This window comes from Paenibacillus sp. NPDC057934, assembly GCF_042887565.1.
Lineage (GTDB): Bacteria > Bacillota > Bacilli > Paenibacillales > Paenibacillaceae > Paenibacillus_AQ.
Genome location: NZ_JBHVPB010000004.1, coordinates 462,076 through 478,962, shown reverse-complemented (window position 1 = coordinate 478,962; position 16,887 = coordinate 462,076). Strand labels below are relative to the sequence as shown.

Below are 16,887 nucleotides of genomic sequence, written 5' to 3'. Positions count from 1 at the left end.
TCACACTAGACGGGGTATTCTGAAAGATTTAGGGTACAATATTGCACTTAATCTCCACTAACCCTTAGCTGCAGAGGATTTAAGGTACGAAAATGCCGTTAATTGCACTTCAGTACTGCTTATTTAAAACAGTCAAGTCCTGCACATAGCAGCCACCTTGTTGACTGTATTCCAGTTGCGCGCCGTGATAGGCATGCCAAGAATTTTATCCACAGGGACTTTAAAAAGCGCCGACTTACTCACACTGATCTCATACAATGTGTACATCTCCTTGCCGACCAAACGTATTTTGTCTGGTCCATCTCCATGTGGAAGCAGCTTCTCCAGCGCCTCCGCCGATGGCTCTGCTGCCAGAAAAGAAACGTACAGCCGTTTGAAGTCCTCCGGCTCGCTCAGATCAAACGGGTTATCCGTGATAACTCGCTCCAATTCCTCCTGTGTCCGTATAATGACGGAGACCTCAAAGCCGAATACTCTCTCAATCTGCTGCTCGATGGTTTTGCCCACTACACTATACGAGGTTTCGCTGCTCTCGAAAACAACGTTGCCGCTCTGAATATACGTCCTCACATTCTCATAACCAAGGGATTGGAACATCACCTTCAAATCCTGCATCTTAATGATTTTGTTGCCCCCGACATTAATCCCGCGGAGCAATGCAATATAGGTTGACATCTCATACACTTCCTTATTGGAGTAGAAGTTAATCAGTGGTGAGCGTTGCCAGACGTTTACGGATTTCCTGTACCAGCTGCTCTTTCTCAGCCATTGGAAGCCACTCTGTTAGCCTAGCTGCGGCGACTGGAAGAATCCAGCGTTCGATCTCTTCGCTAGTTTGCCCCGAGAGCTTCAGATATTCCCGTAGATACTCCTTTGTCAGGCGTTTTCTAATAAAGCCGATCACCAATTTGACAATGCCGGGCGTCGCCTCAGGAACTACCCCCATGCTGAACATGACGACAGACCTTGCAGCATCCCCGGCCGGATCTCCGGCAACACCAGTCATCCAATCAATAATCCACACCTGTCCATCCATAAGTATATTATCCGGATGAAAATCGCCATGACACAGCTTGCCACCCACCGGGAGCGTATCCAAGTAAGAGAGAATGGCCTGTTTCTCCGACTCATTCAACAGGGGCGCTTCGTGTATGCCCCATTTCAGCCTCTCCTTTTGCAATCCAAGATCGTCCCCGGCTTCTAGCGTATGTAGATCGTAGTGCAGCTTTGCCAGCTTGCGGGCATATTGACCAACCTTCCATGGACTTTTGCCAAGTAAGGCCAATAATGACGCACCCTCAATCTGCTGAAACACAATCCCGTTCCGCCCCTCGACCTCTGCCAGCTCAAACGGCTGCGGAGTACGAATCCCTCGGGCATGTGCGAACAGGCTGATTTTATATTCCCTCGTTACATGATCTAACGGAATTCCTTCCCGGTACAATTTCAGCACCTTGCGAGCCCCATACTCCCAAATCTCCGCTGTTCTGCCCTCTCCAATCCGCTTTCCCTTCATGCCGTTTCCCCCATCTCCGAATGGTTCAGCACGTGACTATGGATTGCTACTTCAGGCAACGCTGGAAAAATTCATGATACATATTAATAATGACAATTAGTATAGCCAATGACTCTTTGACGTTTCCGACTTCCAAAGAGTGATTAGCATCGTCTATCCGGTACACCTTGATATTACGCAGTCCGGCCAGTTCACGGGAATGTGGCTCACTAAACAATGGATCGGCACTGCCGTAGATCACACTGCCCCGACTTTGTTCAATTAATGGCAGTGCATCCGGGATCGGGGTTAGATACAGATGCTCAATCTGTTGGCTGGCCTTCAAGGTGGCGGCGGTTTTACCGGCAATGACCGTGCCAATGCTTTTGCTGATAAACAATATCTTCTCATACTTGGGTACAGAGGTGATGGCATTCGTACACTCTTCCACAATGATGCCAATATCCTCTCGCTTCATCTCTACCCTGGCACTCTGATAACCATATTCGAGCTGAAGGGTGTCGCAGTTATACTCCGCAGCTACCTTGGCGGCATATTCCAGCAGCGGGCGTTCTGCCGAATAATTTTTACCGGGAAAAATAACCGCCAGTACCTTAGATCCCCGCGTAATATGCTTGTGGCGTACCTCTCTCCCCCAATATGAGGGCATTACAACGCTGTTAACACTCATAGATGACGCTCCCTCCTGTCAGCAATATGCTCACACGGTTTTGAAATATTTGAAGAAATCTATCGTCTCCTGATAATCCACCTTATCAACAGTCGTAACAAATGGTCTGTTGTTCAAAATGCCCGCGGCCTCCAGCACCGATACACCCCCGCAAATACCGCCAATGCCCTTCCCGGCTGTATCTAGATCACGGAGCAGTTTCAGTAGGGCTTCCTCCTTAACGATCTCCCCCGTTTCACCCCTAGGGATAATCAGAAGGTCAATATCTTGGACGTTTACCTCTTGAAGCGTCTTTGCCGGATTCACGGAGAAGCCCTCGCAGGAATTTACTGGTGAAGACCCAAGACCCAACGTGTAAACCTCGCCTTGCCTTTTCATAAAATAAGCAGCCAGTACAACCTCAAACTGCACGAAGCTGTCATAGAATAAGAATATATGTGTTCAAAATATAAAGACTCTTCCACTTTACAGAAATCTTTCACATCACACTTGTCTATAAGTATAGCTATTTTACATAAACATTGGAAATGACAAAAAGGGCTCTGATGCTGCGAATTTTTAACGCCTAATTCGTTGTATAATAAAAACGGAACCTTCCGCTCGGATCAATGATCTCCCGGATTTTCCGCCTAAACGTAGAAATCGTATGATTTTAGTAAGGAGACTTGCCATGACACCATTCACCCAAAAAGTAATCGAAGTGATTCAATCCATCCCTGAGGGCAAGGTCATGACCTATGGAGGGGTCGCCCGTGCTGCCGGCAGCCCTAGAGCCGCGAGACAGGTCGTCCGCATCCTGCATTCCATGAGCCGCAAATATAAGCTTCCCTGGCACCGGGTGGTTAATGCAAAGGGCATGGTTGCTCTCACCGAAGATGAGGCCGGCACGATGCAGCGACTTTATCTGGAGGATGAAGGCATCCTGTTCGACTTGAAGGGTGCCATCAACCTCGAGCAGTTTCAATATCTTCCTGTGGACAATCAGGATTAACCCCTGCCTCTGGAACGCCCCTGTCCTGCACCATTCCCCAGCACATTCAGCAGACAATACATTGTCGCGTAGATCACTAGCAGCACCAGCGCTATGAACAGGCTGAAAAAGACTGATTGCCGGTTCAAGCTGTCAAGTACGAGTTGATAAAGCTGGTGCCTGTCGGTAAGCACATCCCAGCTGTTGAGCCGGTACACCCTGCCGAGCAGAACCCCGTATCCGCCCAGCACACAGGCCGCGAGGACGAATATCCAGGACAATAACAAATTGCTTTTGCGGTAGATCACGGCCTGAAATTGATATAGCGAGAAGAACCCTGTTAGCCAGCCACTCCAGGTGAACAGCAGCAGCATGACCATATCGTACCAGTACCGGTTCTGAATCACTCCGTGGACAATATATCTTCCCTTCTGGGCCGTCAAGTGTACAAGGTCAGTCATCAGATACGGAGCGTTCGGGAAAAACAAGAGCCAGGCCACGCCCAGCGGAAGCAGCCATATTCCCCCGATCCTCCGCTTATCCAGCTCATGGGCAGCCATTGAGAACAGAAAGGGAATCCAGGCCAGGAACAGATTCCAGATCAGAAAAGCATAGAACGAATCAGTCTGAAGCGATACCACACGGTATACCCCAAGTGTAGCCACTGACAGACCGGCCAACAGCAAGAATACTTTTGAATAGTTCAGTTCCTTCATCAGGCTCAGTCTCCTTATCTTCTAGGTATAACGTTCAATTAACCTACATTGTACAAATTTGGAACAAGGTAGTCTATATGCCAAAAAGGACTGCTCCCAAAGCCGTAATGGCTTAAAACAGTCCTTTTATTATGATCGTCACCGCGAACATCTTTTTCAATAGTTCCCCTGCTAGTCACCACGCATACCTTCCAGAAGCGAGATCGCATTGACCAGATGGTTATCGAAAATTTGTCTGGCTACAGCCAAAAGATCTTTAATCAGAGGGTCACGAAGAGAGTAAATCACGGAAGTGCCTTCCTTCACACTAACGACTACATTCTTCGCACGCAGAACGGCCAGCTGCTGGGATACAGCAGAACCCTCCGAACCCAGAATAGCCTGCAATTCGTTCACATTCTTCTCTCCTTCACTCAGAAGCTCCAGAATGCGGATACGCATCGGATGGGCCAGCGCCTTGAAAAACTCCGTCTTAAATTGCTGAATTTCGTAGTTCATAGACATTTTCTCCTCGAATAGCATTACTTCTGAAATCTAATGCTATCATAGCATAGCCTTATCCGGTCTTAAACTACCTGCCCAATCGCAGTTTATTCTAACTCGTCTTTCAGCTAAACGACAATCGGATAGATGCCCGGTTCTTTCACTGAAATACTAGCAAAGATCCCCAAGGCCATAGGTTCGCCCAGGCTCTCGAACATCAGCACACTCTCCCCAAGCCGCAGATAACCCGTTCCGTCCTCGTCAATATCCTCCAGAATACCGGTAAAGACAACTTTGTCCCCATCTATGGCAATCCCGGCTTCCCCCTTGTCGGCAGGAACGATATCCACCCATCGCATGAAGAGCTGGGTCAGCTCGAACTCCACGTTGATCTCTTCCAGTGGTGTCGCATGGGTGCCATGCCAAATCCCCCGGCCTTCTCCGTATGCTGAAGTGAAGAAAATTTCATTCTTCCTGAGCCCGTTCCGGGTCACTGTTATTCTCATTTCGTAATCCCCATCCGTATAAGTATTCAACATTTATTATACATGAGCCTTGGAACGAAAGGGATTCCTGGCATAGAAAAAGGATGTCCCCGCCTTGGCAGCATAGGACATCCCTTGATTTGTACTCTTTTTTATCTTACCTGCTCCGCATTGTAGACTTTAACGTCCAGCGGTGCAGACAGGAACTCGCCGGCCTGACCAGCAAAACCTGTGAAATGACTGCTGGCATTGTGGGCCGCTACGGCCTCGGCATCGCGCCAGGTTTCCACCATGATGAATATATTGTCCTGTCCGGACTGTTCGTACAACTCGTAGGCGAGGTTGCCTTCTTCTGTCTGCGAAGAGGCGATCAGAGGCTTAACCTCAGTCAGGAACTGCTCGCGGCGCTCCGGCTTCACATGAAAAACTGCATGAATAATAATCATCGTCTTCTGTCAGCTCCTTCTTATTTCCACTGGGCAACTTTTTCAATAGGCAAACGAACCGAAGCATAACCTGCATCCGCAGCTTTACCGATAGAGATCAGCATAACCGGAACATAACGTTCTTTATCAAGTCCAAAAGCTTCAGCAATTTTGTCTTTCTCATAACCACCGATAGGGTTGGTGTCGTAGCCATGTGCATGAGCGACCAGCATCAATTGCATGGACACGAGTCCACCATCAATCAGCACGGTATCCTTTTTAACTTCACGCGGCAGTGTTGGAAAATGGTTACTCAGGACACTCATTTGTCTTTCTTTTACTTCCGCTGGCATGAATCCGCGCTCCACGGCGGCACTGAAAATCTCCTCCGCATAATCAAAGTTGTTCAAATCCCCAAAGACGGCAATCACAGCTGCAGAAGTCTCCACCTGGGATTGGTTGAATTTAGCTAGCGGCGCCAGAGTGGCTTTGCCTTCTTCACTCTCAATGACAAGAAAACGCCAAGGCTGCAAATTGACTGAAGAAGGTGCAAGCGTCGCTTCGGTCAAAATTTGCGTCATTTCTTCCTTACTGATTTTGACCGAAGGGTCATACTTGCGAATGGAGCGGCGTCCAGTGATAATGGATTTGAAATCGTTAAGTTGTGTATTGTTCATATGAATGAATCTCCTTTGATTGATATAGGATGTGATCTACAGTTGCTTAATATTCTGCTGCATCCGGGTCAGCATATCGATAAGTGCGGTTCGCTCCTCCGGTGTGATGCTGCTGAATAAGTTGCTGATAAAATTCTTCTTTTCTTCACATAGCGAGGCAATTCTCCCCCGTCCTTCCTCTGTGAGGGAGACCAAGGTAACCCTGTTATCTTCAGGATTGTTGCGCCTAGTAATCATTCCGCACTCCTCAAGTCCTTTCAGGTGGCGGGTAACGGCAGCTCCATCTATATCCACTTCTTTTTGCAGGAAAGACTGACTAATCTCATCACCATCGTAAAGCTCATGAAGAAGGCGAAGCCGGGTTGGACTAATGTTCACCAACCGCTCAAACTTTGGACTAATGGCTTTGCCAAGGCTCTGCAGCAGCTCGAAGATCTGCTCTTCCTCGGGGTATTTTTCAGGCAAAATATACCTCCTCATTCCAATGAATTGTGCACAATCAATCAGACGATAACTATATTACTCATAAATCATTGACCTGTCAACTAATGTGATCACACGCCAAAAACAGGGTTGCTTTTATGGGCAGAGAATTCTATAGTCTGAACTAAGGAGGAGGATCTGTGAATGAAGATAGCCCTTATTCAGCTTGATATAGCTTTTGGCAATCCAGAGGCTAATTATGCTGCGGCAGAACGTAAAATTCGAGAGGCGGCAGAAGACAGGCCCGACTGCCTGATTCTCCCCGAGCTATGGACGACAGGATATGACCTGACCCGGCTTGGAGAAATCGCCGACCCGGAAGCACGCACAACCAAGGCATTCATATCCGCACTTGCCAAGCAATACAGCATTAATATTGTGGCGGGTTCCGTGGCTAACAGACATCCCGGCGGCGGTGTAACCAATAGTATGTTCATTTTTAACCGTCAGGGAGAGCTAGCCGGGGAATACAGCAAGCTCCATCTGTTCCGGCTGATGGATGAGCATCTCTATCTTCAGCCAGGGGAAGCCAAAGGCTTGTTTACTCTGGACGGTGCATCCTGTGCCGGACTGATCTGCTACGATATTCGCTTCCCTGAATGGATTCGCGCCCACACCGTACAAGGCGCGGAGGTACTCTTCATCAGCGCCGAGTGGCCACTGCCGCGCCTGTCTCACTGGAGAGCGCTGCTGACCAGCCGCGCGATTGAAAACCAGTGTTATGTCGTTGCCTGCAACCGGGCCGGAAGCGATCCGGCTAACACCTTTGCAGGACATTCCATGATCATTGACCCTTGGGGTGAAGTCGTCTGTGAAGCTTCTGAGGGCGAGGAAATCGTTAGCGGCGTGATCGACTGGCAGAAGGTGCGCGAGGTACGAGCCCAGATCCCGGTGTTCTCGGACAGACGGCCAGATCTATACGTCTAAAACTAAATTAACCATGTTGCAGCATACATATAGAAAGGGCGTTACGAACACTGGTTTCTAACCAATCCTCCGTAACGCCCTTTCTGTGTGCTCTGTAGTTATCATCTACAGCTGAGAATAACGTTCCCGCAGCACCCCTGCGGCATCTTTGACACGCTGGTCGCTGTAGTCCAGCTTATATCCGGTCTCCTGTTGGAGCCTGCGTGAAGGGATCAGCTCTGTCGCCCTGCGAGCCAAAGCCTCCCTTATTCCGCTACAGAAAGCAGCAGTGGTCGCTGGTCCGCCCAGTTCGCCCAGCCCGGCGATGGTCTCCGGACGTACCTGCGGATAAGACAAGCCGTGCTCCCCTGCGGCTGCGTCCTCATAGAAGCTGCGAATCAGTTCGCCGCGTTCCAGTCCAGAGCCGGAGACTACCACAAAAGCATGCACGAAGAAGGACTGACTCTGTCTGCGCTGGGCAATCCCGCAAAATTTGCGACCGCCAATGGAGAGGTCGAAATCTCCCGGACAATAAGAGCCCACGACCTCCTTCGCTACAATCTGTGCCGCTGCCTTAGGATGACTGACGGCTACGGCTTCCGTAATTACAGTCGCGAGTAGCCGGAAGTCGTCATGAAAGTCCAACTTGCCTTGGCTTTTGGGCAAGATGAGGGATACATTCACAATCCCGGCGTCCAATGGCACAGCCGCGCCGCCAGAATGCCGGACCGCCGTGCGGATGCCACGGCTCTCCAGCTTGTCCATCGCCCGGGCAGCCCCGGGTAGTTTGCTGTCACGCAGCCCCAGAGCTACCCCGCCGGGATGACTCCAGAGATGCAAAGAAGGAAGAACCAGACCCGCTCCTACATCCCGGCATAACATCTCTTCAAAGGCGAACGGGAGTAATAAATCGCCACCACCCTGCGCGGACACAGAGTACCCACCTTCTCCGAGTTCTTCCACTTCGTGCAAATGCTCAAACAACCCCATAACCGGCGGAAGCAAGCTCCCTTCCCCTTTAGTTTTCTCATTCCATAGTGTCATGTTCATGAATAACCCCCGAGCGCAGTTCTATTCAATATTCTGCCGTAATCATAATCTCATTGTAACCCATCTGCCTGCCCTCGCGAAGCTTGAAAAGAGCCTCCAATCACGCTATCCTTAACCATCGAGTTTAACTTACATAATCCTTGAATTTGACTCAACCGCAGGAATCTAATTAAGTTGACTTTTGGGTAATACTATAACAAACAACTAATAACATTCAGGAGTGGTGCCGCATGACAGCCGAACAGGCTCCGAAGGGCAGACCGGCAAGCCAAACAGAGCAATGGGAGCACGCGCTGAATCTGCTGTATCTCAATTTTCAAGATTATAGCAAGGAAGCGCTTCGCAAATTTGCCGACGAGGATATCCATCAGGCCAGAGTGAACTGTCGCAAGCTGCTGACTCTGTTAGCCATACTTGACCCGGAGCATTCCTCCGGCCTGTACCCTATATTCAAAAAAGCCCAGAAGCGGCTCGGTAAGGTCAGGGATGCCGATGTGCTGATCCAGTCCTTCAAGGAAAGAAGACAGCAGGCTGAGACTGATGGCAAACCCAAGACAGTCAAACTGCTAACAGCTGTCATCAAGCATCAGAAACACACGCGAAAAAAGTACCGTGAGCAACTGGCGCAGGATCTGCCGAAGCTGGCCAACTCTGCCCTGGATGAGCGATGGGAAGTTTTCCTGAGCACGCAATTAGAGGGCATGATCGCCAGAAGAGATGCCAATGTGGTGATGCGTGAGCTGGAGGTAGCATTTGAGCAGAAGAAACAAGCCTGTAAAGGCCTTTTCAACGACCTGTCTTCTCCATCGGAGGAGGCTTTCGAGACACTCCACAAGCTACGGATTGCCGCTAAGGAACTGCGGTACACTGCCGGGGCAGCAGCTTTTACACTGAACCAGAAGTTTCAGGCCGATGAGGGCATCTACAAAGAGGTTCAGGCACAGCTGGGGGAGATCAACGATAAGCGGATCTGGCTGCAGACTTTGAATGAGATCGGCCGGAAAAAGCTTGATGTCGGTAAAAAAACTTGGGAATCCTTCACCGGTGAACTACGGGCAGAAGTGCTGGTGGCATTGCAGCATAATCGTGTACTTCCTGTCGGGGATAGCAAATAAACACCGCACCAGTATTTCAAAAAAAGGCGTGAAAGACAGATTATCATCCTGCCCTTCACGCCTTTAGCTTTTCTTAATGCGTTGCTTTCGCACCGCTATATTTATTCAATACGCCTTGGTAGACAGCTTTCGGCTGAAGACCGACCAGCTTTTCCATCGGCTGACCGTCCTTGTAGACAATCACTGTCGGCAGCCCCATCACGCTAGCTTCCGAAGCCAGCTCCGGCAGATGATCACAATTGACCTTAGCGATGGTTACCTCTTCCCCATACTCTCTGTCCAGTTCTTCCAGTAATGGAAGCAAAACCTTGCAAGGCGGGCACCAGGGCGCTCCGTAATCTACCAGCACTATACCCTCACCGCTCAGTTTTGACCGCAGACTATCGGCTTGCTCTACATCGAAAATAGCCATACTTAATCCCTCCTATGTTCCTTATCTATAAGGATATCCTGATCATGCTGTTCTTCCTGAATCGAAGATATCCGCTGCTCCAGATTCAGCTTGATCTGGTTCAATTGCAAAATCTGCTTTTCAATCTCTTCCAGTTTACTTTGGTACACCGGCATCACTTCCACACAGAAGGACTCTTTATTCTTCAGTACACAATTCAGGAAACCGGCGATCTCCTCCGTGGACAATCCAAGATTCAAATACAATTTGATGCTCTCCACAGTCTCTATAGCAAGCGGCGAATATTCCCGATAACCGTTGGCCTGACGGACCGGTGCAATTAAGCCCTGACTTTCATAATAACGTAATGAACGGACACTAACGCCCGTCTGGCGTGCAAGCTCACCTATTTTCATGGCATTCTCCCCGGGTTCATGAGAAATGGTCTACACATAGTATAAACCCTCACATCAGTGTGAGGGTCAACCTATTTTTTTGAAAAGAGACCGCCTATTCCGAAGTTGTGCTGGAGGCCCCATAATCTTCAATATTCAGCTTCACCTCATAAGTAACCGGTGCATGGCTGAAGACCTCATCCCAATTCTCTTTCACTTTGTTCCAAACGGATGGGTGCTGAATCTGAAGGATCTTGCCGAATCCGGCAACATCTGCCTGAAGCTCATGCTGCATTTTGTGCACAGTAGTTTCGGCCAGTTCCTGCACCTTCTTCTGTATTGCCTTTCTAACTTTTTTTAAGGTTCCGTCCTGCAGTCTCTTCCCGCCAGTAAAATAAGTCTCGGCAATTCTACCTTTCGACTCCATCGAGACATGAAAAGAAATCTTGTCCCCCTTTACGCTGGCTTTGATTTTGCTGTCCATCCCTGTGATCTCATACGTGACGAGCTTATTATTGTCAGGATTATAGGTTTTGACGGCACCGCCCTTCCCTTTTCCTGTCAGCCAGATCAATCCATCCAGCCCCGCTTCGTCCAGGAAACCGCCGAGCTTTCCGGTAGACCCCTTGATAACTGCCACTCCCGAGAACTTGACTTCTTTCCCCGATACGATCACATTTTGCAGGGCAAAACTACTATGACCGTGCAGCGGACCCACCACCTTCGCCATCGATACAGGCTCCCATATCCTTGTGATCCGCTTTCGGTTATTGAAGGTGCCATTCAGCACAAAAGCAGGAGTCTGGCCCGGGAGCGAATCCCGAAAAACATCCCGCGCCTTGCCTTTACTGATGAGCAGCAGCACGCTTGGCCGAATATCATTATCTCTGCTGAAAAATTCGATGAGTTCGGAGAGCTTCGTTGTCCGTGCAAGCTCTTCTCCAATGACGATAGTTTTCAGATGATGACCGATGGGAAGACGGCTGGATCGCAGCGAGAGCTCACGCACCGCCTCAAAGATAGAATCGCCGGTCTCCGTAGCGTTATAGTAGTTTTTCGACTGTCCTCCCTCCTTCTTGGAACCGATGGCCCCTTGAGGAATGAGAAATTGATAGGTACAGGAGACTTTATATCGCTTCGGGTAATCTCCACCTTTCTGTGTAAAGTCCTGCTCTGTCTCTGTCTCATCCGCGATATCCAGGGCGACTCCCGCTTCCATATTGACATCCTCGATCGGCGAACTGCTCCAGCAGGAAGAGAGCAGCAGACAAACAACAATCAGCAGGCTCAGACTACATCCTCGCTTCAAAATCCGCTTCATTAGCGCGCCCCCCTCAAACGGGCAATGATCAACAGAGTCAGCGGCAGTGCCCCGAATAAAATCATCGACCAGTTGCCAATTCCACTGCCAAAGGCAAATAAACCATTCAGATTACGGGGGCTCTCTGTCACGATATAGATAACGGGCAGCAGTGTAAATAAACAATGATTCAGAGGGATCTTCGTCAATTGCGACAATCCGAGCGCCGCTCCATAAAAGGCAATGCAGAAGGTGCAGAAAATCTGCATAATCCAGATGGTCAACCATAAGGATTCGAAACGCTCGAACACCAGATAGTTCACTTCAAAGCTGCGAATGAGGTCAATGAAGGGCCAAGTCCGGGTAACCACACCATCTACGGAGAAGGCTCCGATACATAGCACAACTGCCACAATATAAAAAACCATAGCGATTAGTGTAGCAGAAACAACCACCTTCATCGTCTTTTTCGGCTTATCCATAAAAGCAACCAGAAAGAGCAGCGCTTCCCCGGAGGTGAAAGTTAATGCTGTTGGCTTAACGGACCGCCAAACCGGACTCATGCCCTGACCCAGTACAGGACGTAAATTGTTGATATCGACGATCTGCAGACTGAGCAGGCACACGCCAAAGAACACAGTCCAGGTAATGGGAATCATCAATCGGCACATGCGAGAGACCGCATTGATCCCTCCCCTGCATAAATAAAGGGCCACCCACATGAAGATGCCAGTAATCGCCCAGTTGGGAGTTCCCTCCAGCAGAAAAAAGACGGTCACTTCCTGCACGGTCCGCATCTCGTAACTAGCAATGCACACAAAGTAACCAATGAGTACCACTCCCAGCAGAATCGCCAGCGGCCGACCGATGATCTTTCTACTGTATTGATAAACAGTCTGACCCGGGAAGCGCTGACTGAGTCTCGCAATGATCAGTCCCATAATCATGGAGACAAGCCCCCCAATGATCACAGAAATCCAGACATCAGGGGTTCCTGCTTGCTCAACAGTGGTTCGAGGAAGGGTGAATACACCTGCTGCAAGTACATAGTTCACCACAATAATGATTACCTCGGTCGTTGTTATCCGGTCCTTCGTATCCATATTTAAGCCTTTCACCTCCGTTGCCATGATTAGATTTGCTTATCCTTTTCGAATCGGGTCTTTCGACTTCAATATCGCAGGGCGGCGCTTAAGCAGATGCAGGGGCAGCCGGATAATAAAATCCTTCCAGTCCTTTAGATGAGAGGGTACCGCCAAGCCTAGATAAGGCACCCCAAAGCTCTTCAGCTTGATTAAATGGCTGCTCAGCAGCAGGAAGAAAAAGATGACACCGTACATCCCGAACACCGCTGCGAAGAACATCGCTACGAAGCGCAGCAGCCGTAAGGTGATGCCTGCACTGTACATCGGCATGGCGAAGGAAGAAATGGCCGTAACTGCAACGACGATTACGAGAATAGGACTGACAATTCCCGCCTCTACCGCAGCTTGGCCGATAATCAGACCCCCGACGATCCCCATTGCCGGACCAATCGGCTTCGGTAGCCGTAAGCCAGCCTCCCGCAGAATTTCAATGGATACTTCCATGATCAATGCCTCAATCAACGAGGGGAAGGGCACGCCCTGACGAGAGCTAACGATGGATATCACCAGTTTGGTCGGAATTAGCCCGGGATGAAAAGAAAGAAAGGAGATATACAGAGCCGGAGCAAACAGTGAAACCATTGCCGCGAAGAACCGTAATGTCCGTAGCAGAGATCCTGCCATCCAGCGGTCAAAATAATCTTCGGGCGATTGCAGCAACATCCCGAACGTCACCGGCATAATCAGAGCAAATGGGGTCCCATCCAGCAGGATCGCGGCTCTCCCTTCCAGCATGGCGGCCATTACACGGTCAGGCCGTTCGGTATTCTGAATCTGTTGAAAGGGACTAAGAAAGTCATCCTCGATCAGTTGCTCTACAAAACCGGACTCTTGTACATCATCAATATCTATCGTGAGCAGCCTGCGTTTGATCTCCTCCACCAGTTCCTCATTGGCTATATCCCGGATATAGGTGAGAACAAGCTCCTTCTCCACCTTTTTGCCTACGGTAAAAGAAATCATTGCCAGTTCCGCGTTCTGTCCATGCCTTCTCAGCATGGCCGTATTATCACTGAGCGTCTCATTAAAACCAATACGCGAACCGCGCAGGAGCGCTTCGGATACCGGCTCTTCCCCGCCTCTTGTTCTGCCTTTGGGCGTGCCCAGCACGAACAGCTCCTTCATGCCGTCCACCATCAGCACAGCAGAACCGAACAGTACCTTTTTCAGTGATTTTAACGGATCAGTAGTGTACTCTATCTCCGAGACATGAATGACTCGCTCAACAATAATCCGTTTCAGTTCCTCCGCTGCTGGTGCCTCAGTCATCCCTTCAAAGGGTAGGACCGCATTCATCAATGGCCTCAGAATGTTGCGGTCCATGCTGTCCTTGTCCGTCAAGCCATCCACGAACAGCAGTACGGCCTTGATCTGCAGAGCTCCGATACGCAGCTCCCTGATGTTCACGTCTGCCATATCGCTGCTGATCTCCTTGAACATCTGAAGGTCCCCATCTATATTGCCTGTATAGGATCGTTCTGGCGTCTTTTGTCCATCATTGTTGCCAGATTCACCACTCTCCCCCATTCCTGCAATGAATGTAGTTTTGTTCGACTTCGTACCTTCTGCACCTTTTGTACCTTTTATAGAAGTTGCTCCTCCATCCTTGTTTGAGGCGGCATTAGCCTTCTGGCCCCGTTTGCTGACTTTCCCCTCAGAACTTTTGATCCAGTCCACTGTCAGTGTGATGACTATGGGGACAATCAGAAGAATAAGTCCCTGGAAAAGGACGCTCCAGCCGGGGAACCACCCCGTGATCACGCTCCACATTATTACCGCCTCCTGCTTAAGAGCTGTAGCCATATTTTTACCGAAGCAGGATTATTCATGCACACATGCAAAAAGAGCCCAGTCTGCGGGGATTCCGCAGTTGGACTCTTTCAAGGGTCATACTATCTTATAACCGTATGATAACTATAGCCGGGCCGCAGCCCATAATCCGCTCCGCAGGATCAATTGGCGGAACGGCTCTACCGAGAAGGATGGCAGATGATGTCCAGGCATGAGGTAGACCACACGCCCTTGACCGAATTCATGACACCAAGCCGCTTCTCTCATCGCGCCTTCATGGAGATATTGCGCCAGCACCGTTGTCTTGAAATGCGGCTGCATTTCAAAATAATATGGCTCATCGTCAATAGCGAATGACTCGATGCCCTGCACAATAGGATGCTCCCGCTGCGGGAATTCGATTTGGAGCGTCGTATATTCCGGATGATGGGTGAAATATCCGCCCAGCACCGTGCCAAGCTCCTGCGTACGCTGCATGGAGATTCCGTTATGTACGACAAGGAGTCCGCCTCCTCCGGCGACAAAAGAAATCAGAGCCGCAGTTTGCTGTGGAGTAAGCGGCTGATCCGAGAATTCGGTATAGGAAATGATCAGTTCGTAGCCAGCCAGCGTCTCGGGATTCAGAGAATCCAGGTCCTCGGTGCAATGCACCTCCACCTCACCTCTGAAGATACTCTCAAATTCACGGTCTACATCCTTGAACGGGTGATACTTCACGTTAGAGTAGCTGCCCAGGGCTAGCGCTTTTATAGTAGTCATTTGTACACATCCTTTGGTTAGAATAATTACTTCTTAACAAAACCCTACCAAGGCCAAGGATTGCCCTCCAGATCCAGATACGCAGGCTCTTCGCCTAAATACTGCTTATGGTTCTGTACAAGCGCCATAATTTTGTAGGCCGACTCTTCTGGCGTTGTAGTCGCATTCTCATCGATCTGCCCACCCATGTAGGTCTGGAGCCAGCCGGGATGGAAGATCATCACCTGTCCACCCAGTTCCTTCAGATGATTGTGCAGCAGAGAGGACTGCATATTGAGCGCCGACTTGGACATACAGTAACCATACATGTTAGTGCGCTTGTTCCGGCCAACACTGCCAGCTTCCGACGAGATGTTGACTATTAATTTCTGCTCGCTCTGGAGCAGTAGCCCCATAAGTGCATTACTGACTCTCAGCGATCCCAGCGTATTGACATTATAGATACGCTGCATCGCTTCAATATCCATATCCACCAGTATCGAAGCATTATCGGAGGATTGAATAATCCCTGCATTATTAATGATGATATCAACATGCCTTGTTCTGCTAGCAATCATTCTTGCCACTCTCTTGACGCTGTCACTGTCCCCAATATCAAGCGGAACCAGGTTCAATTGATTCGGGTACTGATCCTTAAGCGCTTTCAGAAAATTAGAATCTTCCAAGTATTGACCAGCAAATACCTGATACTGATTCTCCAGCAGCCAGCGGGTAAGAAACAGTCCCAGTCCCCGGTCTGCACCGGTAATACAAGCAACCTTATTCATTGCTTTGGTCACTCCCATCGAATGGTAATTATTTCATTAACCCCCTCACCTTAGCATGCAAAAATGGATTTTTCAATACCTGCCCGTCCATTCGGCGGAGCAGCCATTTTAAACACGGATAATAATTTTTTTGCTTTAATTTTTAACTATGTTACAATCATGATTACAGGTTGCCAATCGCCCTGATAATGCCTTGAATTTAAACAAAAAACGTACAGGAAGGTGATCCATTTGTCTATTCAACAACTGCATACACTGGATGATCTACAACAATATGTTGGGCAGCCAGGCAAGAAGCTGCTCTTCAAACACAGCACAACCTGCCCGATCAGCGCCAAAGCGCATGAAGAATTCCAAGCCTTCCTTAAGGACTCGGACACTACAGCAGCCATCGTTCATGTTATTGAAGATCGCCCGGTCTCCAATCAAATTGCCGAAGATTTCGGCATTAAACATGAATCGCCACAGCTCTTCCTTCTTGAAGACAGCGAGGTTCGCTGGAATACATCCCATTGGAAGATCACTAAAGACGCTATCAAAGAGGCTGTAAACCAATGAGCGAACAAGTGATTGTCTATTCCACATCGGGCTGCAGCGACTGCAACCTGGTCAAGCAATTCCTTACTGAACAAGGCGTTCCCTTTGAAGTAAGAGACATCATGACCAGCGCTACTTATCAAGAAGAAGTTGAGAAACTGGGCTTCATGGGCATTCCAGTGACCGTATCGGGTACCCATGCTGTCAAAGGGTTCAACCACGAGGAGCTTAAATCGCTGATTGAATCAGCTGCTAAATAATTTAATACATTAAGCATGTTGCTCTTTATACAAAAGGGGGATCTCT

General features: G+C 49.2%; 23 protein-coding genes. 5 read left to right on the top strand and 18 right to left on the bottom strand.

Features of this window, described 5'->3' with window-relative positions; all coding sequences use genetic code 11:
• Window positions 1–132: 132 nt before the first annotated feature.
• The 4 genes from ACFVRY_RS12020 to ACFVRY_RS12005 are packed head-to-tail and all read right to left on the bottom strand — an operon-like array spanning window position 133 to window position 2,621.
• Window positions 133–675: a DUF1697 domain-containing protein gene (locus tag ACFVRY_RS12020; protein ID WP_387500416.1), complete on the bottom strand. Its 543-nt coding sequence runs from the start codon at window positions 673–675 to the stop codon at window positions 133–135.
• A 28-nt stretch (window positions 676–703) separates the two neighbouring features.
• Window positions 704–1,516 (bottom strand): phosphotransferase family protein, encoded by an 813-nt coding sequence (locus ACFVRY_RS12015; protein ID WP_387500415.1) that lies wholly within the window; start codon window positions 1,514–1,516, stop codon window positions 704–706.
• Window positions 1,517–1,562: 46 nt separating this feature from the next.
• Window positions 1,563–2,186 (bottom strand): hypothetical protein, encoded by a 624-nt coding sequence (locus ACFVRY_RS12010; RefSeq protein ID WP_387500414.1) that lies wholly within the window; start codon window positions 2,184–2,186, stop codon window positions 1,563–1,565.
• 30 nt (window positions 2,187–2,216) lie between these two features.
• Window positions 2,217–2,621 carry a DJ-1/PfpI family protein gene (locus ACFVRY_RS12005; protein ID WP_387500494.1) on the bottom strand — a complete coding sequence of 135 codons (405 nt, stop codon included), beginning with the start codon at window positions 2,619–2,621 and terminating at the stop codon, window positions 2,217–2,219.
• Window positions 2,622–2,856: 235 nt separating this feature from the next.
• On the opposite strand from ACFVRY_RS12005, the gene ACFVRY_RS12000 reads away from it, so the two are divergent.
• Window positions 2,857–3,177, top strand: coding sequence for an MGMT family protein (locus ACFVRY_RS12000; protein WP_387500413.1), 321 nt, complete (start codon window positions 2,857–2,859; stop codon window positions 3,175–3,177).
• On the opposite strand, the gene ACFVRY_RS11995 is transcribed toward ACFVRY_RS12000, so the two are convergent.
• The 6 genes from ACFVRY_RS11995 to ACFVRY_RS11970 form a co-directional block, all read right to left on the bottom strand.
• Window positions 3,174–3,872 (bottom strand): DUF1361 domain-containing protein, encoded by a 699-nt coding sequence (locus ACFVRY_RS11995; protein WP_387500412.1) that lies wholly within the window; start codon window positions 3,870–3,872, stop codon window positions 3,174–3,176. The two genes, ACFVRY_RS12000 and ACFVRY_RS11995, sit on opposite strands and share 4 nt — an antisense overlap.
• A 171-nt stretch (window positions 3,873–4,043) precedes the next feature.
• On the bottom strand, window positions 4,044–4,370 hold the full coding sequence (locus tag ACFVRY_RS11990) for an ArsR/SmtB family transcription factor (RefSeq protein WP_387500411.1): 327 nt from the start codon (window positions 4,368–4,370) through the stop codon (window positions 4,044–4,046).
• A 113-nt stretch (window positions 4,371–4,483) separates the two neighbouring features.
• Window positions 4,484–4,861 (bottom strand): hypothetical protein, encoded by a 378-nt coding sequence (locus ACFVRY_RS11985; protein WP_387500410.1) that lies wholly within the window; start codon window positions 4,859–4,861, stop codon window positions 4,484–4,486.
• A 131-nt stretch (window positions 4,862–4,992) separates the two neighbouring features.
• Window positions 4,993–5,286, bottom strand: coding sequence for a putative quinol monooxygenase (locus ACFVRY_RS11980; protein ID WP_387500409.1), 294 nt, complete (start codon window positions 5,284–5,286; stop codon window positions 4,993–4,995).
• A gap of 20 nt (window positions 5,287–5,306) precedes the next feature.
• Window positions 5,307–5,942 (bottom strand): nitroreductase family protein, encoded by a 636-nt coding sequence (locus ACFVRY_RS11975; RefSeq protein WP_387500408.1) that lies wholly within the window; start codon window positions 5,940–5,942, stop codon window positions 5,307–5,309.
• Window positions 5,943–5,978: 36 nt separating this feature from the next.
• The gene (locus ACFVRY_RS11970; RefSeq protein WP_387500407.1) at window positions 5,979–6,422 is read right to left on the bottom strand and encodes a MarR family winged helix-turn-helix transcriptional regulator; all 444 of its coding nucleotides are present in this window, start codon (window positions 6,420–6,422) and stop codon (window positions 5,979–5,981) included.
• A gap of 147 nt (window positions 6,423–6,569) precedes the next feature.
• On the opposite strand from ACFVRY_RS11970, the gene ACFVRY_RS11965 reads away from it, so the two are divergent.
• On the top strand, window positions 6,570–7,352 hold the full coding sequence (locus tag ACFVRY_RS11965) for a carbon-nitrogen family hydrolase (protein WP_387500406.1): 783 nt from the start codon (window positions 6,570–6,572) through the stop codon (window positions 7,350–7,352).
• Between the two features lie 105 nt (window positions 7,353–7,457).
• On the opposite strand, the gene ACFVRY_RS11960 is transcribed toward ACFVRY_RS11965, so the two are convergent.
• Entirely contained in the window at window positions 7,458–8,381 is a 924-nt protein-coding gene (locus tag ACFVRY_RS11960; RefSeq protein ID WP_387500405.1) for a lipoate--protein ligase family protein, read from the bottom strand.
• A 230-nt stretch (window positions 8,382–8,611) separates the two neighbouring features.
• Here ACFVRY_RS11960 and ACFVRY_RS11955 point away from each other — a divergent pair, with 230 nt between their 5' ends.
• Entirely contained in the window at window positions 8,612–9,496 is an 885-nt protein-coding gene (locus tag ACFVRY_RS11955) for a CHAD domain-containing protein (RefSeq protein WP_387500404.1), read from the top strand.
• A 73-nt stretch (window positions 9,497–9,569) separates the two neighbouring features.
• Here the strand turns inward: ACFVRY_RS11955 and ACFVRY_RS11950 are convergent, their stop codons facing one another.
• The 7 genes from ACFVRY_RS11950 to ACFVRY_RS11920 all read right to left on the bottom strand — a co-directional run bounded on the left by ACFVRY_RS11950 (window position 9,570) and on the right by ACFVRY_RS11920 (window position 16,044).
• Window positions 9,570–9,908 (bottom strand): thioredoxin family protein, encoded by a 339-nt coding sequence (locus ACFVRY_RS11950; protein ID WP_387500402.1) that lies wholly within the window; start codon window positions 9,906–9,908, stop codon window positions 9,570–9,572.
• Window positions 9,909–9,910: 2 nt separating this feature from the next.
• Window positions 9,911–10,303, bottom strand: a complete 393-nt coding sequence (locus tag ACFVRY_RS11945) for a MerR family transcriptional regulator (RefSeq protein ID WP_387500401.1) — start codon at window positions 10,301–10,303, stop codon at window positions 9,911–9,913.
• A 94-nt stretch (window positions 10,304–10,397) separates the two neighbouring features.
• Entirely contained in the window at window positions 10,398–11,603 is a 1,206-nt protein-coding gene (locus ACFVRY_RS11940) for a Ger(x)C family spore germination protein (RefSeq protein ID WP_387500400.1), read from the bottom strand.
• Window positions 11,603–12,712 (bottom strand): GerAB/ArcD/ProY family transporter, encoded by a 1,110-nt coding sequence (locus ACFVRY_RS11935; protein WP_387500399.1) that lies wholly within the window; start codon window positions 12,710–12,712, stop codon window positions 11,603–11,605. Before ACFVRY_RS11935 ends, ACFVRY_RS11940 begins: the two co-directional genes overlap by 1 nt.
• A 12-nt stretch (window positions 12,713–12,724) precedes the next feature.
• Window positions 12,725–14,497, bottom strand: coding sequence for a spore germination protein (locus tag ACFVRY_RS11930; RefSeq protein WP_387500398.1), 1,773 nt, complete (start codon window positions 14,495–14,497; stop codon window positions 12,725–12,727).
• 144 nt (window positions 14,498–14,641) lie between these two features.
• Window positions 14,642–15,277 carry a ThuA domain-containing protein gene (locus ACFVRY_RS11925; RefSeq protein WP_387500397.1) on the bottom strand — a complete coding sequence of 212 codons (636 nt, stop codon included), beginning with the start codon at window positions 15,275–15,277 and terminating at the stop codon, window positions 14,642–14,644.
• Window positions 15,278–15,321: 44 nt separating this feature from the next.
• Window positions 15,322–16,044 (bottom strand): SDR family NAD(P)-dependent oxidoreductase, encoded by a 723-nt coding sequence (locus ACFVRY_RS11920; RefSeq protein ID WP_387500396.1) that lies wholly within the window; start codon window positions 16,042–16,044, stop codon window positions 15,322–15,324.
• Between the two features lie 231 nt (window positions 16,045–16,275).
• On the opposite strand from ACFVRY_RS11920, the gene ytxJ reads away from it, so the two are divergent.
• Window positions 16,276–16,602 (top strand): bacillithiol system redox-active protein YtxJ, encoded by a 327-nt coding sequence (gene ytxJ, locus ACFVRY_RS11915; RefSeq protein WP_175372201.1) that lies wholly within the window; start codon window positions 16,276–16,278, stop codon window positions 16,600–16,602.
• Window positions 16,599–16,841, top strand: coding sequence for a glutaredoxin family protein (locus ACFVRY_RS11910; protein ID WP_175372202.1), 243 nt, complete (start codon window positions 16,599–16,601; stop codon window positions 16,839–16,841). The genes ytxJ and ACFVRY_RS11910 overlap by 4 nt, the downstream gene beginning before the upstream one ends.
• Window positions 16,842–16,887 lie beyond the last annotated feature (46 nt).